We start from the raw sequence: 15,102 nt of genomic DNA, 5'->3' as shown, positions 1-15,102 counted from the left end.
GCGGGGGACATGGCCGACACTGGTCGGGTGGACGGCGAGACGACGCAGGTGGACGCACCCGACGAGACCAGCGCCTTCGCCGACCTCGGCCTGCGCCCGGAGCTGCTGGCGGCGCTGTCCCGGCTCGGCTACGAGGAGCCGACGCCGATCCAGCGCGAGGCCGTCCCGCCGATGGTCGCCGGCCGCGACCTGCTCGGCCAGGCCGCCACCGGCACCGGCAAGACCGCCGCCTACGCGCTGCCGGTGCTGCAGCGGCTGCCCGACGACCGCCCCGGCGGCGACCCGCTGGCTCTGGTGCTCGTGCCGACCCGCGAGCTGGCCATCCAGGTGTCGGAGGCGCTGCACCGCTACGGCCGTGACCTCGGCGCCCGGGTCGTGCCGGTCTACGGCGGCCAGCCGATCCCGCGGCAGCTGCGCGCGCTGGCCGCCGGGGTCGACGTCGTGGTCGCCACCCCCGGGCGGGCGCTGGACCTGCTCCAGCGGGGCAGCCTGCACCTCGGCGCCGTGACCACCGTGGTGCTCGACGAGGCCGACGAGATGCTCGACATGGGCTTCGCCGAGGACCTCGAGGCGCTGCTGGACGAGGTGCCCGAGGAGCGCCAGACGGTGCTGTTCAGCGCCACCATGCCGCGCCGGCTCGACAGCATGGCCCGCCGGCACCTGCGCGACCCGCTGCGCATCCAGGTCGCCCGCGAGGTGCCCAGCGAGGGTGAGGCCCCGCGGGTCCGGCAGACGGCGTTCGTCGTCGCCCGGGCCGCCAAGCCCGCGGCGCTCGGCCGCGTCCTCGACGTCGAGAGCCCGACGGCGGCGATCGTCTTCTGCCGCACCCGCGACGAGGTCGACGACCTCACCGAGACCCTCAACGGCCGCGGCTACCGCGCCGAGGCGCTGCACGGCGGGATGAGCCAGGAGCAGCGCGACCGGGTGATGGGCCGGCTGCGCAGCGGCACCGCCGAGCTGCTGGTGGCCACCGACGTCGCCGCCCGCGGGCTGGACGTCGAGCAGCTCACCCACGTCGTCAACTACGACGTGCCGGCCGCGGCCGAGACCTACGTGCACCGCATCGGCCGGGTGGGCCGGGCCGGGCGCGAGGGCGTGGCCATCACGCTGGTCGAGCCGCGCGCGCACCGCATGCTCAAGACGATCGAGCGGGTCACCGGCGCGCCGATCAAGGTGGAGCGGGTGCCCACCGTGGCCGACCTGCGCGCCCGCCGGCTCGAGCTCACCCGCGCCGCGCTGCGGGAGAGCCTGCTCGGCGACGACCTCGAGCGGTTCCGCGCCGTCGTCGAGACGCTCACCGACGAGTTCGACGTCGTGGAGGTGGCCCTCGCCGCGGTCAAGCTCGCGCACGAGGCGACCGGCGGCCCGGACGACGAGGAGGAGATCCCCGAGGTCACGCTGCGGCCCGAGCGGCCGCGGCGCGACGCCGACCGCGGCGACCGCGGCCAGGGGCGGCCGCCGCGGTCCCGCTCGGCCGGCGGTGACACCGAGCGGCTGTTCATCGGCGCCGGCCGCAGCGCCGGGGTCCGCCCCGGGGACCTGGTCGGCGCGATCGCGGGGGAGACCGGGCTGCGGGGCCGCGACGTCGGGGCGATCGAGATCGCCGAGCGGTTCAGCCTGGTGGAGGTGCCCGCCGCGGCCGCCGAGGAGGTCATCGCGGCGCTGCGGGCCAGCAGCGTCAAGGGCCGCAAGGTCACCGTCCGCCGGGAGCGCTGAGCCCGGCGGGCCGGGTCAGGACGTCGCGGTCCGGACCAGGTCGACGACCCGGGCCTCCACCGCGGGGCTCCAGGCCCGCAGGGCGAACGACGTCGGCCAGAGGTCGCCGTCGTCGAGCCGCGCGGCGTCGTTGAAGCCGAGGGTGGAGTACCGGGCCTTGAACTTGCCCGAGTCCTGGAAGAAGACGACCACCTTGCCGTCGGCGTCGGCGTAGGCCGGCATGCCGTACCAGGTCTTCGGGGACAGGTCGGGGGCGGTCGTGGTGACCGCGACGTGCACCCGCTCGGCGAGGGCGCGGTCCTCGGGTGCCATGCCCGCGATCGCGTCCAGGACCGCCTGCAGCCCGTCGGCCCGCTTGGCGCCCTTCCTCCCCTCGGCGCGCAGCTCCTCGGCGCGCTGCTTCATCGCGGCCCGCTCCTCGGCGGTGAAGCCGCCGGACTCCTGAGTGGCGTCCCTCGTGGGCATCTCCAGCTCCCTCTCGTCATCCGGTGCCTGTGCCGACGACGCTAGGGGCGCGGGGACCCCCGGAGCTTCTCGATTCCTGACCGGTCCGGCCGGTCAGCGGCGGAGCGGGCCGGCGGGGTCCTCGGGGACGACGTCGGGCACCCGGTTGGGCCCGGCGACCGCGGGCCGCGGGCGGTCCTGCCGGTGCAGCCGCACCGCGACGAGGGCGACGTCGTCCTCCGGGCGGCCGTCGACCAGCCGCTCGAGCACCTCGTCGAGCAGCTCCTGCAGCGGCCGGTCGGCCAGCTCGCGCAGCGCCTCGCGCAGCCGGGCCATGCCGGCGTCGAGGTCGGCGTCGCGCCGCTCGATGAGGCCGTCGGTGAACAGCAGCACGGTCGCCCCGCGGTCGAGGGTCACCACCGACTCCTCGCGGCGGGCCTCCGGGTCGACCCCCAGCAGCAGGTCCCCGCGCCAGGACGCCAGCTCGGCCACGCTGCCGTCGGGGTTGGTGACCAGCGGCGGCAGGTGACCGGCGTTGGCCCAGCGCATCCGGGTGACGCCGCGGCGGAGCTCGTCGTCGGTCTGCTCGAAGCGGGCCACGGTCGCCGTCGCGAGGACCCGGGTCTGCAGCAGCGCCATCGAGGCGTCCAGCCCGCGCAGCACCTCGCCCGGGCCGGCGTCGCTGTAGGTGGCGATGCCGCGCAGCAGCCCGCGCAGCTGCCCCATGGCCGCGGCGGCCTCGGTGTCGTGGCCGACGACGTCGCCGATGACCAGCATCGTCGCCCCGCCGGGCTGCAGGAACGCGTCGTACCAGTCACCGCCGACCCGGGCGGCCTCGGCGGCCGGCAGGTAGCGCACGGCGATCTCGGCGTGGTCGGGCTCGGGCGGCTCGGTGAGCAGGCTGCGCTGCAGGCCCTCGGCCAGCGCCTGCTGCTGTCCGTAGAGGCGGGCGTTGTCCAGCGCCAGGCCCGCCCGGTCGGCGACGTCCTGGGCGGTGGCGAGGTCCTCCTCCCGCGGGGTCCAGCCCCGGCGGAAGTACAGCGTCATGACGCCGAGGGTGCGGTCGCGGCCGCGCAGCGGCAGCGAGACGGCCGACTCGGGCGCCAGTGCGCCGAGCAGGTCGCCGGCCTCGCCGTCGCCGAGCAGGTCGAGCACCGACTCGGCGCGCTCCATGACCGCCTCGCCGGTGAGCAGCGCCCGCATGAGCGGGGCGGTGGCCGGCAGGGCGTCCAGCCGCAGGTCCACGTAGCGCTCCAGCAGCGGGCGCGCGGCCGGGTCGGCGTGCCAGTGGCCGACGTCGCGGGGCCGGCCGTCGGGGTCGACGACGGTGACGATGCACCAGTCGGCCAGCGCGGGGACCACCAGCCGGGGCAGGTGCGCCGTCGCGGTCTGCGCGTCGAGGGCGCCGGCCAGCTCGGCGCTGACCTGGGCCAGCAGCGCCAGCCGCTGCGCGCCGCGCTCGGCGCGGTCCTGCACCCGGCGGCGCTCGGTGACCTCGAGGAAGTAGACCGACAGGCCCTCGGGGCTGGGCCAGGCGCGCAGCTCGTACCACCCGTCGAGCGGCGCGGGGTAGTAGGCGTCGAACTGCACCGGCGTCCCGGTGCGGACGGCCGCGCGGTAGCTCTCCTCGAAGGCGCTGTCGAGCGCCGCGGGGAACGCCGTCCACAGCTCCTGGCCGAGCAGCTCCTCGCGGCTGCGGCCCAGCAGCCGCTCGGCCTCGGCGTTGACGTGGGTGAACCGCCACGCGCGGTCGAGGGAGTAGAAGCCGGCCGGCATGGCCTCCAGCACGCGGGTGACGCGCATGCCCGCGGCCCGCTCGGCGGTGGTGTCGTAGGCGGCGCCGAGCACGCGGGCGGCCGCGCCGTCGTCGTCGCTGAGCGTGCGCCCGCGGGCCTGCACCCAGCGGGTCTCCCCGCCGGGCCACACGACGCGGTACTCGGCCTGGTAGTCGCCGCGGGTGGCGATGCTGGCCTGCAGCGCGTCGGTCACCCGCGGCAGGTCGTCGGGGTGCACGCGGTCGTTGAAGGCCTCGATGGTGCCGCCGAAGCCGTCGGCGTCGTAGCCGAACATCTCGATCAGCCGGGCGTCCCAGGCCAGCTCGCCGGTGCGCAGGTCCCAGTCGAAGGTGCCGATGCCGGCCGCGTCGATGGCCAGCCCCCAGCGCAGCCGGTCGCTCTCGTACTCGGTGCGCAGCGCGGCGAGCTCCAGCTCGGTCATCGCCGCCGCGGCGAGCTGGCGCAGGGTGGCGACGTCGGTGTCCGACCACGGCCGCGGCGCCGGCGCCACCACGCAGAGGACGCCGACGACCTGGCCCCCGGGGTCGATCAGCGGTGCGCCGAGGTAGGCGCCGACCACGCCGGCCGTGACGGGCGGGAGGTCGGACACCCGGGGGTCGGCGTGCGCGTCGGGCACGGCGTAGGGCACGCGGTCGGCGGCGGCGATGGTGCAGGCGCTGGCCTCCAGCGGCTGCTCGGCGCCGACGGTCCCGGGAGGCAGCCCGGTGCCCGAGACGATGACCTGGACGTCGTCGACCAGGGACAGCTGGGCGACGGGGGCCGCGAGCAGCCGCGCGGCCAGCTCGGTGAGCCGGTCGAGCGCGGAGCTGGCGTCGCGCAGCCGCAGCCGGCGGGCCGCCCGCGTCCGGGGGCGGTCGGCCTGCAGCACCTGCGCGGCGGCGCGCCGGTCGGCGGCCCGACCCCCCTCGCGGAGTCGCGACGTGTCGTCCACCGAACCTCTCCGCCCGGCTCGTGGCCGACTCGACATCGCCGCAACGGCCGTTGCTCGGCGCGGGCGGTGTACATCGTAAGCGACGCCGGTTGCGGCCAACAGGCCTGACGAGGGGTGCGCCTCGTCTCACCGCACGTGAGGACCGGCCGCTCAGGACGGCGGCAGCACGAGGGTCAGCGCCGTCCCGCCGTCGTGTTCCACGTGCAACCCCGCGCGCCGCAGCAGCGCCCGGAGGCGCACCACGCCGTCGGGCTCTGCGGTGGTGGTGGCCAGCAGCCGGGCGACGCGGCCCTTGTGCGCCTTGTTGGCGTGGCTGACCACCGTGCGGCGGCCGTCGGCGCGCTCGCTGAGCACGTCGACGGTCACCGCGCCGGGCACCGGTGCCAGTGCCTGGTAGGCGCCGCTGCGCAGGTCGACGACGAGCTCGCCGGCCCCGGTGAGGGCGGGGCCGAGGACCGGCCGCCACTGCGCGCGCAGCCCCGGCAGCCCGGGCAGCGCCGAGCCGGCCGACAGGCGGTACGCGGGGATTCGGTCGCCGGCGCGGACCACGCCGAACAGCGCCGAGCCGACGGCGAGCCGGCGGTCGGCGCGGGCCCGCTGGGCGCGGGTCATCGTGCGGACGCCGAGGGCGTCGTAGAGGACGCCGGTGTAGCGCTCGACCGCCGGCGCGGTGGAGCTGGTGCGCAGCGCGGCGTTGCGGGCGAGCTCGGCGTCCTGGCCGGGGGAGAGGCCGAGCGCGGCGCGGGCGGCGGGTGCGTCGGCGGCCAGGGTGACCAGCGCGTCGACCAGCCGCTCGCGGACCGGCGTCAGCTCCGGGGCCGACAGCGCGGTCAGGTCCAGCGGGCCGCCGTCGCCGTCGGGGGACTTGGTCTCCGAGGGCGGCAGGAGCACGAGCACGACGAGCCAGGCTACGTGGCGGTCGGACTCGGGTCCGTGCACTTCCGCGGACGTGCACGGGGGTCCTCCCTCACGTCCAGTAGAGGAGGCGGGCGCCGGGCAGCCGCTCGGCCACCTCGCGCTCGAACCAGGTGCGCAGCTCGGCCATCGTCTCCTTCCGGTAGACGTGCTTGACCGAGCCGAACCTCCCCCGCTTGGTGGTGCGGCGGGACTCGTCCATCTCCAGCCTGGTCCGCGGGTACCAGTCGAGCAGCGTCTCCTTGCTGCCCGGCGTGAACCGGTGGGTGATGCACTCGACGGTGAGGTCGTGCCCGGCCGGGACGGCGGCGGCGATGCCGTCGAGCAGCTCGGCGTACTGCTCGCGCCAGCCCTCCACCGGCATGATCGGGGCGATGGTGGCGCCGACCGGGTAGCCGGCCGCGGCCACCGCCGACATCGCCCGCAGCCGCGCCGGCACCTTGGCCGTCGCGCCCTCGAAGCGGCGGTCCACCGACGTCGCGTTGACCGAGAACCGCAGCCGGGTGCGCCCGCCGTGGGGGAGGGACAGCAGGCCGGCGACGTCGTCGAACTTGGTGGTGGCGCGCAGCTGCACGGGGCCCGGCCACGCGTGGGTGCCGAAGTGCTCGACCATCCGCGACAGGCCGCCGGTCAGGTGCTCGATCGCCAGCGGGTCGGTGTAGCAGGAGGCCTCGAACGTCGTCCCCTCGCCGCCGCGCTCGACCGTGCCGGAGGTGACGGCACCGCGGCCGACGTAGCCGTCGAGGGTCTCGAGCACCTCGTCGAGGTCGGCCCACACGCGGGTGATCGGCGGGCCGCCCAGCGACCCGGCCAGGTAGCAGTACTGGCAGTGCGCGGGGCAGCCCTCGGCGAGGTCGAGCCGGAAGTCCGCCGACGGCGGGATGGGCTGCAGCTTGCGCTTCGACGGCGGCGGCACGACGAGGGCCATCGTGTCCTTGGCGGCCATGAAGGCGGCGCGGTCGTCGTCCCCCCGCAGCGACGGCAGCCGGTCGCCGGGCAGCAGCTCGATCGCGTCGACGCCGGCGACCTCGAGGCGGGCGAGCACCCGCTGCCCGTGCGGGCGCTCGGCGGCCGACCGGGTGACGAGGACCCGCTTCGGGGTCCACAGCCGGGAGGGGGTGGGGGTCTCGGGGAGAGCGGGCGCGGTCATCGCCGGGTACAACACCGCCGGCGCCGCGCCGATGCCCTGCCGGAGGACGTCCGTGCAGGTCAGGCGGTGAGGTGGGCCACCACGGGCGGGCCTCTCGCGGCGTGTGCCGCGGGCGCTCCGGACGCCGGGCATGGACCTGGGGCGGGTCGGCGCGCGACGATGCCTCACCGCTATCGGTCCCGCTATTGGACAGCCCCCGGCCCGCGTCCACAGGCTCCGGAGGCAACCCGAGGAGGCTCGAGTGCCGCGACGAGCTCGCCGGTGTCGGATCCGCACGGTCCCCGGTGTCGGCTGACCACCGGCCGGCCGCGGCCGCGCGTCCGGCGGTGCCGGAGTCCGCCGGGCTGCGCATGGGGACCCGCCGGGCGCGGTGGGTGCTGCTGACGACGGTGCTCGGCTCCAGCCTGGCGATGCTCGACGCCACCGTCGTCAACGTGGCGCTGGAGCGGATCGGTGCCGACCTCGGCGCCGGCTTCGGCGGCCTGCAGTGGACGGTGAACGCCTACACGCTCACCCTCGCCTCGCTGATCCTGCTCGGCGGCTCCCTCAGCGACCGGCTGGGCCGCCGGCGGGTGTTCGTCGTCGGCGTGGTGTGGTTCGCCGCGGCGTCGCTGCTGTGCGGGCTGGCGGTGAACGTGGAGATGCTGATCGCCGCCCGGGCGCTGCAGGGCGTGGGGGGAGCGCTGCTGACCCCCGGCAGCCTGGCGATCATCTCGGCGTCCTTCGCCGGTGAGGACCGCGCTGCCGCGGTCGGCGCCTGGTCCGGGCTCGGCGGGGTCGCCGGGGCGGTCGGGCCGTTCCTCGGCGGTTGGCTGGTGGAGTGGAGCTGGCGGGCGGTCTTCCTCGTCAACCTGCCGGTCGCCGTCGTCATCGTCGCGGTCGCCGCCCGGCACGTGCCCGAGACCCGCGACCCCGACGCCGCGCCGCGCCTGGACTGGGCGGGGACGGCGCTGGTCGTCGTCGGGCTCGGCGGGCTGACCTACGCGCTGACCGCCGCGGGCGGGACCGGCCGCGAGGTCGAGGTCGCCGTCTGGGGCGCCGTCGGTGTGCTCGCGCTGGTGGCCTTCGCCGTCGTCCAGCGGCGCTCGGCGTACCCGCTCGTGCCGCCGGCGCTGTTCGGCAACCCCCAGTTCACCGCGGCCAACGTGGTCACGCTGCTGGTCTACGCACCGCTCGGGGTGGTGTTCGTGCTGCTGGTCCTGCAGCTGCAGGTCGTGTCCGGCTACAGCCCGCTGCTCGCGGGGACCGCGCTGCTCCCGGTCACCGTGCTGATGCTGCTGTTCTCGGCCCGCGTCGGGGCGCTCGCCCAGCGGATCGGGCCGCGGCTGCTCATGACGGTCGGGCCCCTGCTGTCGGCGGGCGGGCTGCTGCTGCTGCGGGAGGTCGGGCCGACGGCGGACTACGTCCTCGACGTGCTCCCGGGTGCCCTGCTGTTCGGCGCCGGCCTGACCCTGCTGGTCGCGCCGCTCACCGCGACCGTGCTCGACTCCGCCGAGAACCGCTTCGCCGGCGTCGCCTCGGGCGTCAACAACGCCGTCGCCCGCGCCGCCGGCCTGCTGGCCGTCGCGGTGGTCCCCGTCGCGGCGGGGATCTCCGGGGACGACTGGACCGACCCGGCGGCGTTCGACTCCGGCTTCCGGACGGCGATGCTCATCTGCGCGGGCCTGCTGGTCGTCGGCGCGCTGGTGGCCGTGCTGACCATCCGCCGGCCGCTGGGCCGTGCCGGCGGGGGGCCGGAGCCGGGCGCCGGGCGGTTGCCCGTGGAGGAGTGCCTGCACTGCGACCTCGACGGCCCGCGGCTGCACCCGCGCGGGCCGGTCGCCGTCCCCGGGGACGGTGCCCGGTGAGCGCGGGCAGCGTCCCGGGCGTGGCCGCCGACGCGCGGGAGCCGATGGGGCAGTCGGCCGCCGGCGGGCGCGGGCTGCTCGCCCGCGTCGCGCCGCTGCGCCGCTCGCTGCGCACCGAGGCGGGCAGCGCCGGGCTCCTGCTCCTGGCCACCCTCGCCGCGCTCGCGTGGGCCAACTCCCCGATGGGGGACAGCTACGCGACCTTCTGGCACACCGAGTTCGCCGTCCGGGTGGGCGACACCGAGCTGTCCCTGAGCCTGCAGCACTGGGTCAACGACGGGCTCATGGTGTTCTTCTTCTTCGTCGTCGGCCTGGAGATCAAGCGCGAGCTGGTCATCGGCGACCTCACCGACCGTCGGCGCGCCGCGGTGCCGGCGCTGGCCGCCGTGACCGGGCTGGTGGTGCCGGCGCTGGTCTACGTCGTGTTCAACCTCGACGGCGAGGCGGCCGCGGCGTGGGGGGTGGTCATCTCCACCGACACCGCCTTCCTGCTCGGCGTGCTGGCGCTGGTGGGCCCGGCCTGCCCGGCCCAGCTGCGGCTGTTCCTGCTGACGCTGGCCATCGCCGACGACGTCGGGGCGCTCAGCGTGATCGCGCTCTTCTACACCGAGGACCTGCGGCTGGGGCCGCTGGCCGTCGCGGTGGTCGGGCTGGGCCTGATGGTCATGCTGCGGTACCTGCACGTGTGGCGCGGGCCGGCCTACCTCGTGCTCGGCCTGGCCGTGTGGGTGGCGATGTACGAGTCCGGGGTGCACCCCACCCTCGCCGGGGTCGTCATCGCGCTGTTCACCCCCGCCTACGCGGCCCGGCGCGAGGAGGTCGCCGACGCCGCGCGGCTGATGCGGGCCTACCAGCAGTCGCCCAACCCCCAGTTCGCCCGGGCGGCGCGGCTGTCGATCGACCGGTCGGTGTCGGCCAGCGAGCGGCTGCAGGCGCTGTGGCAGCCGTGGACCAGCTTCGTCATCGTGCCGGTGTTCGCGCTGGCCAACGCCGGCGTCTCCCTCAGCGGGGAGACGCTGCGCGACGCCGCGTCCTCCCCGGTGACCATCGGCGTCGTCGCGGGCCTGGTGCTCGGCAAACTGGTCGGGATCCTGCTCGGCACCGGCCTGGCGGTCCGGCTGGGGCTCGGCCGGCTCGCCCCGGGACTCACCGGGATGCAGCTGGCCGGCGGCGCCGCGCTGTCGGGCATCGGCTTCACCATCTCGCTGTTCATCGTCGACCTGGCCTTCGACGAGGGGCAGGAGCGCACCGCCGACCAGGCCCGCGTCGGGGTGCTGGCGGCGTCGGTGCTCGCCGCGCTGCTCGGCTGGGCGCTGTTCCGCCTCGCCGACCGCCGCCGCCCGTCCGGCACCGGCCGGCCGGTGCTGCTCGACCCGCCGGTCGACCCGGCCCGCGACCACGTGCGGGGACCGGTCGACGCCCCGCTCACCCTGGTCGAGTACGGCGACTTCGAGTGCCCGTTCTGCGGGCGGGCCACCGGCGCGGTCGAGGAGCTGCGGGAGCGGTTCGGCGACCGGCTGCGCTACGTCTTCCGGCACGTGCCGCTGACCGACGTCCACCCCCACGCCCGGCTGGCCGCCGAGGCCGCCGAGGCGGCCGCCGCCCAGGGCCGCTTCTGGGAGATGCACGACCGGCTCTTCGCCGAGCAGGACCGGCTGGACCCCGGCGACCTGCTCGAGCACGCCGCCGCCGTCGGCCTCGACGTCGTGCGCTTCTCCCGCGACCTCGGCTCGGGCCAGTACGCCCGGCGGGTGGAGCAGGACGTCGAGTCCGCCGAGGCCAGCGGGGTCGAGGGCACCCCGACCTTCTTCGTCGGCGGGCGCCGGCACACCGGGCCCTACGACGCCGACTCGCTGGCCGCCGCGCTGCTGGCCGACGTCGGCGGGGAGGACGCGCTGCCGATGGCGCCGCGGGGGGAGCCCGGCAGCCCGGTGCTGCCGGTGCTGGGCCCGCGGCGCCGGGAACCGGACGTGGTGTCCCTGACGCGGGCGGCGCCGCTGCCGGCCGACCTCGAGGAGACGCCCGACCGGCAGGGCGCCTACCCGCTGCTGACCGACGAGCAGCTGGCCCTCCTGGAGCGGCACGGGACCCGCCGCACGTGGGCGCCGGGGGAGACGCTGTTCCGCGAGGGCGACCCCGGCTACGACTTCCAGGTCCTCCTGTCGGGCACCGTCGCCGTCGTCGAGCACCACGGCCACCCCGACCAGCGGGTCGTCTCGGTGCACGGCGCGCGGCGCTTCCTCGGCGAGCTGGACCTGTTCAGCGACCGCCCGGTGTTCCTCACCGCCGTCGTCCTGCAGCCGGCCGAGGTGGTCACCGTCCCCGACGCGCAGGTGCGCGCGGCGTTCGCCGAGGACCACGCGCTCAAGGAGACGGTGCTGCGCGCGTTCCTCATCCGCCGCTCCCTCCTGCTCGCCCTCGCCGCCGACGTGCGCATCGTCGGCAGCGGCTCGTCGCCGGAGACCGAGCGGCTGCGCCGCGTCGCCGAGGAGCGGGGGCTCAGCGCCGTCGTCGTCGACGTCGAGGACGAGGACGACGTCGCCGAGCTGCTGGCCGACCTCGACGTCACCGAGGACGATCTGCCCGTGGTCGTGTGGCGCTCCGAGCGCGTCCTGCGCCACCCCACCGAGGCCGACCTCGAAGCGCTCGCCGCGTCCCCAGGCGCGGGCGCGACCGCCGCGTCGGCCGACGCGCGACCAGCAGCCCAGGAGGGCACATGACCGAGCCAGCCGGCACCCCCGCCCGGACCGCCGGCAAGGCCCTGCCGGTCCTGCTCACCGTCGACGACGACCCCGGGGTCTCCCGCGCCGTCGCCCGGGACCTGCGCCGGGAGTTCGGCGGCGAGTGCCGCATCGTGCGCGCCTCCTCCGGCGACGAGGCGCTGGCCGCGCTGCGCGAGCTGAAGCTGCGCGGGGACCCGGTGGCGGTGCTGCTGGCCGACTACCGGATGCCGCAGATGAACGGCATCGAGTTCCTCGAGCAGGCGATGGACCTGTTCCCCTCGGCCCGTCGGGCGCTGCTGACCGCCTACGCCGACACCGACGCCGCCATCCAGGCGATCAACCTCGTCGACGTCGACCAGTACCTGCTCAAGCCGTGGGACCCGCCGGACGAGAAGCTCTACCCGGTCGTCCGGGCCATGCTCGAGACCTGGCGGGCCAGCCCGGACGCGCCGGTGCTCGACGTGCGGATCGTGGGGCACCGCTGGTCGGCGCCGTCCTTCGCCGCCCGCGACTTCCTCGCCCGCAACGCCGTGCCCTACCAGTGGTACAGCGTCGAGGAGCCCGAGGGGCGCCGGCTGCTGGAGGCCGCGGGGGCCGGGCCCGACGACCTGCCGGTCGTGGTGCCGCCGGACGGGGACCCGCTGCTGGCGCCCTCCCAGGCCGAGCTCGCCGCCGCCGTCGGGCTCACCGTCGAGCCGAGCACCGACTTCTTCGACCTGGTCGTCATCGGTGGCGGTCCGGCCGGCCTGGGCGCGGCGGTCTACGGCGCCTCCGAGGGGCTGCACACCGTGCTGGTGGAGCGGCAGGCCACCGGTGGCCAGGCCGGGCAGAGCAGCCGGATCGAGAACTACCTCGGCTTCCCCGACGGCGTCTCCGGCGGGGCGCTGGCCGACCGGGCGCGGCGGCAGGCGGCCAAGTTCGGCGCCGAGGTGCTCACCACCCGCAAGGTCGTCCGGCTGGAGGCCCAGGGCTCGGCGCGGGTCGTGCACTTCGCCGACGGCGGCAGCGTCGCCGCGCACGCCGTCGTGCTGGCCACCGGGGTCGCCTACCGGCAGCTGGAGGCCGACGGCGCCGAGGAGTTCACCGGGCGCGGCGTCTACTACGGCTCGGCGCTCACCGAGGCGGCCGCCTGCGCGGGCAAGCACGTCTACATCGTGGGCGGGGCCAACTCCGCCGGGCAGTCGGCGGTGTTCTTCTCCCGGCACGCCAGCTGCGTGACGCTGCTGGTCCGCGGGCCGTCGCTGGAGGCCTCGATGTCGCACTACCTGATCCAGCAGCTGGCCGGCATCCCCAACGTCGTCGTGCGCACCGGCACCACCGTGGCCGCCGTCCGGGGCGGGGAGCACGTGGAGGAGCTGGACCTGCGCGAGGCCTCGGGGCGGGTGGAGACCGTCCCGGCCGAGCACCTGTTCGTCTTCATCGGCGCGGCGCCCCGGACCGAGTGGCTCGACGGCGTGCTCGCCCGCGACGCCCGGGGCTTCGTGTGCACCGGCCCCGACCTGCTCCTCGACGGCGCCCGGCCCGCCGGCTGGCGGCTGCACCGCGACCCCTACTTCCTCGAGTCCAGCGTGCCCGGGGTGTTCGTGGCCGGTGACGTCCGCGCCCAGTCGGTCAAGCGGGTGGCCTCCGCGGTGGGGGAGGGCGCCATGGCCGTCACCCTGGTGCACCGGTACCTGGAGGAGAGATGACCACCACCGTCGGGACGCCGACCCCCGGCGTCGCGCTGACCCGCGAGCGGCTGCGCGAGCTGTTCCTCTTCGCCGACCTCGACGACGACCAGCTGGACTGGGTGGCGCGCACCGGTGACGTGGTCAGCCACCCGGCCGGCAGCGAGGTCTCGGTCGAGGGCCGGCCCGCCGAGTGCTTCTTCGTGCTGCTGTCGGGGACGCTGAGCATGGTCCGCCAGGTCGGCCGCGACGAGGTGGAGACCGTCCGCAGCGACTCCCCGGGCGTCTACAGCGGCGCGGTGCAGTTCTACCTCGGTGACCAGGTCGAGCAGGTCTACCCCGCGACGGTCCGCGCGGTCACCGACACCACGTTCCTGGCGCTGCCGGCCGCCGAGTTCGCCGCCGTGTTCCGCCGCTGGTACCCGATGGCCGTGCACCTGCTGCAGGGCCTGTTCCTCGGGATCCGCAACTCCGAGGAGCTCGTCGGCCAGCGCGAGCGGCTCCTGGCGCTGGGGAAGCTGTCGGCCGGGCTGACCCACGAGCTCAACAACCCCGCCGCCGCGGCGGCCCGGGCCACCGCGGCGCTGCGCGAGCGGGTGGCCGGCATGCGGCACAAGCTGGCGCTGCTGTCGGAGGGCACGATCGACGGCGAGCAGCTGCGCCGGCTCACCGACCTGCAGGAACGCTTCGTCGCGCGGATCGGCACCACCGGCGAGCTGTCGGCGCTGGAGCGGTCCGACCGCGAGGACGAGCTCACCGACTGGCTCGACGACCACGGCCTGGCCCGGCCCTGGGAGCTGGCCGCGGTGTTCGTGCCGGCGGGGCTCGACGTCGAGTGCCTGGACCTGGTCGCCGAGGCGGTGGACGAGGGGTTCCTCGAGCCGGCGCTGCGGTGGCTGTCCTACACCGTGGAGACCGAGATGCTCATCGGCGAGGTGCTGGAGAGCACCAGCCGCATCTCGCACCTGGTCTCGGCGGCCAAGCAGTACTCGCAGATGGACCGCTCGCCGCACCAGATGACCGACCTGCGCGAGGGACTTGACGCCACGCTGGTGGTGCTCAGCGCCAAGATCCCGCCCGGCGTCCGGGTGGTGAAGGACTACGCCCCGGACCTGCCGCCGGTGCCGGCCTACGCCGCCGAGCTCAACCAGGTGTGGACCAACCTCATCGACAACGCCCTCGACGCCATGGGCGGGTCCGGGACGCTGACCCTGAGCACCGCCGTCGAGGGCGACTCCGCCGTCGTCGTGGTCGGTGACACCGGCCCCGGCATCCCCGAGGAGGTGCGCCGGCGGGTGTTCGAGCCGTTCTTCACCACCAAGCCGGTCGGCCAGGGGACCGGGCTCGGGCTCGACGTCGCCTGGCGCATCGTCACCAACCGGCACGGCGGGGTGCTCAAGGTCCGGTCCTCCCCCGGCGACACCCGGTTCGTCGTGCGGCTGCCGCTGTCGGAGGTCGCCGCGACCGGGTGAGCGCCGGCCGGGCATGCGTCCCGGCGATCGCCAGGGGCATTGGACGGACGGCCCGCGGCGAGCAGACTGCTGGCATGGCCGCGTGCACGCACATCGACCAGGTCGACCCCGGCGTCTCCCCCGACAGCACCGAGGGCTGCACCGACTGCCTGCGGGAGGGCAGCTCCTGGGTGCACCTGCGCGAGTGCCTGTCCTGCGGGCACGTGGCCTGCTGCGACAGCTCGCCCCGCCGGCACGCCACCGCCCACTCCCGCAGCTCCGGGCACCCGATCGTGCGCTCCTTCGAGCCCGGCGAGTCGTGGTGGTGGTGCTACCAGGACCAGACGCTGGTCGAGCCGCGCGCCTGACGCGGGACGGGGGCGGGGAGGCACGTCCGCCCCCGAGGGGTGAGAGCGGTCCGCCCGGGCCTCCAGCCGCCCCGGAGCACGAGCCGACACCGGT

The 15,102-nt window shown here is 76.1% G+C and carries 10 protein-coding genes; 6 read left to right on the top strand and 4 right to left on the bottom strand.

The genetic code is table 11. From position 1 onward, the window contains the following. Nucleotides 1–27: 27 nt before the first annotated feature. Nucleotides 28–1,716 (top strand): DEAD/DEAH box helicase, encoded by a 1,689-nt coding sequence (locus ACI780_RS04190; RefSeq protein WP_456871652.1) that lies wholly within the window; start codon nucleotides 28–30, stop codon nucleotides 1,714–1,716. 15 nt (nucleotides 1,717–1,731) lie between these two features. Here ACI780_RS04190 and ACI780_RS04185 read toward each other — a convergent pair whose 3' ends face one another. The 4 genes from ACI780_RS04185 to ACI780_RS04170 all read right to left on the bottom strand — a co-directional run bounded on the left by ACI780_RS04185 (nucleotide 1,732) and on the right by ACI780_RS04170 (nucleotide 6,952). Continuing rightward, the gene (locus tag ACI780_RS04185; RefSeq protein WP_457000975.1) at nucleotides 1,732–2,181 is read right to left on the bottom strand and encodes an iron chaperone; all 450 of its coding nucleotides are present in this window, start codon (nucleotides 2,179–2,181) and stop codon (nucleotides 1,732–1,734) included. A 93-nt stretch (nucleotides 2,182–2,274) separates the two neighbouring features. Further along, a complete protein-coding gene (locus ACI780_RS04180) occupies nucleotides 2,275–4,887 on the bottom strand; it encodes a SpoIIE family protein phosphatase (RefSeq protein ID WP_457000973.1) in 2,613 nt (870 codons plus the stop codon). Between the two features lie 150 nt (nucleotides 4,888–5,037). Further along, nucleotides 5,038–5,784 (bottom strand): peroxide stress protein YaaA, encoded by a 747-nt coding sequence (yaaA, locus tag ACI780_RS04175; RefSeq protein ID WP_457000971.1) that lies wholly within the window; start codon nucleotides 5,782–5,784, stop codon nucleotides 5,038–5,040. Between the two features lie 70 nt (nucleotides 5,785–5,854). Continuing rightward, nucleotides 5,855–6,952, bottom strand: a complete 1,098-nt coding sequence (locus tag ACI780_RS04170) for a spore photoproduct lyase family protein (protein WP_457000969.1) — start codon at nucleotides 6,950–6,952, stop codon at nucleotides 5,855–5,857. Between the two features lie 284 nt (nucleotides 6,953–7,236). Here ACI780_RS04170 and ACI780_RS04165 point away from each other — a divergent pair, with 284 nt between their 5' ends. The 5 genes from ACI780_RS04165 to ACI780_RS04145 all read left to right on the top strand — a co-directional run bounded on the left by ACI780_RS04165 (nucleotide 7,237) and on the right by ACI780_RS04145 (nucleotide 15,008). Next, nucleotides 7,237–8,799, top strand: coding sequence for an MFS transporter (locus ACI780_RS04165; RefSeq protein WP_456871657.1), 1,563 nt, complete (start codon nucleotides 7,237–7,239; stop codon nucleotides 8,797–8,799). Further along, a complete protein-coding gene (gene nhaA / locus ACI780_RS04160; protein WP_457000967.1) occupies nucleotides 8,796–11,519 on the top strand; it encodes a Na+/H+ antiporter NhaA in 2,724 nt (907 codons plus the stop codon). Before ACI780_RS04165 ends, nhaA begins: the two co-directional genes overlap by 4 nt. Next, complete coding sequence (locus ACI780_RS04155) at nucleotides 11,516–13,210, top strand: FAD-dependent oxidoreductase (protein WP_456871659.1); 1,695 nt, start codon at nucleotides 11,516–11,518, stop codon at nucleotides 13,208–13,210. The genes nhaA and ACI780_RS04155 overlap by 4 nt, the downstream gene beginning before the upstream one ends. Beyond that, nucleotides 13,207–14,661, top strand: coding sequence for an ATP-binding protein (locus ACI780_RS04150; RefSeq protein WP_457000964.1), 1,455 nt, complete (start codon nucleotides 13,207–13,209; stop codon nucleotides 14,659–14,661). The genes ACI780_RS04155 and ACI780_RS04150 overlap by 4 nt, the downstream gene beginning before the upstream one ends. A gap of 74 nt (nucleotides 14,662–14,735) precedes the next feature. Next, nucleotides 14,736–15,008: a UBP-type zinc finger domain-containing protein gene (locus ACI780_RS04145; RefSeq protein WP_456871661.1), complete on the top strand. Its 273-nt coding sequence runs from the start codon at nucleotides 14,736–14,738 to the stop codon at nucleotides 15,006–15,008. The last annotated feature ends 94 nt before the right edge of the window (nucleotides 15,009–15,102 follow it).

It is taken from the genome of Geodermatophilus sp. SYSU D00814 (assembly GCF_054050055.1).
The sequence above is the reverse complement of the archived record's forward strand: the minus strand, read 5'-3'. Positions and strand labels throughout refer to the sequence as shown.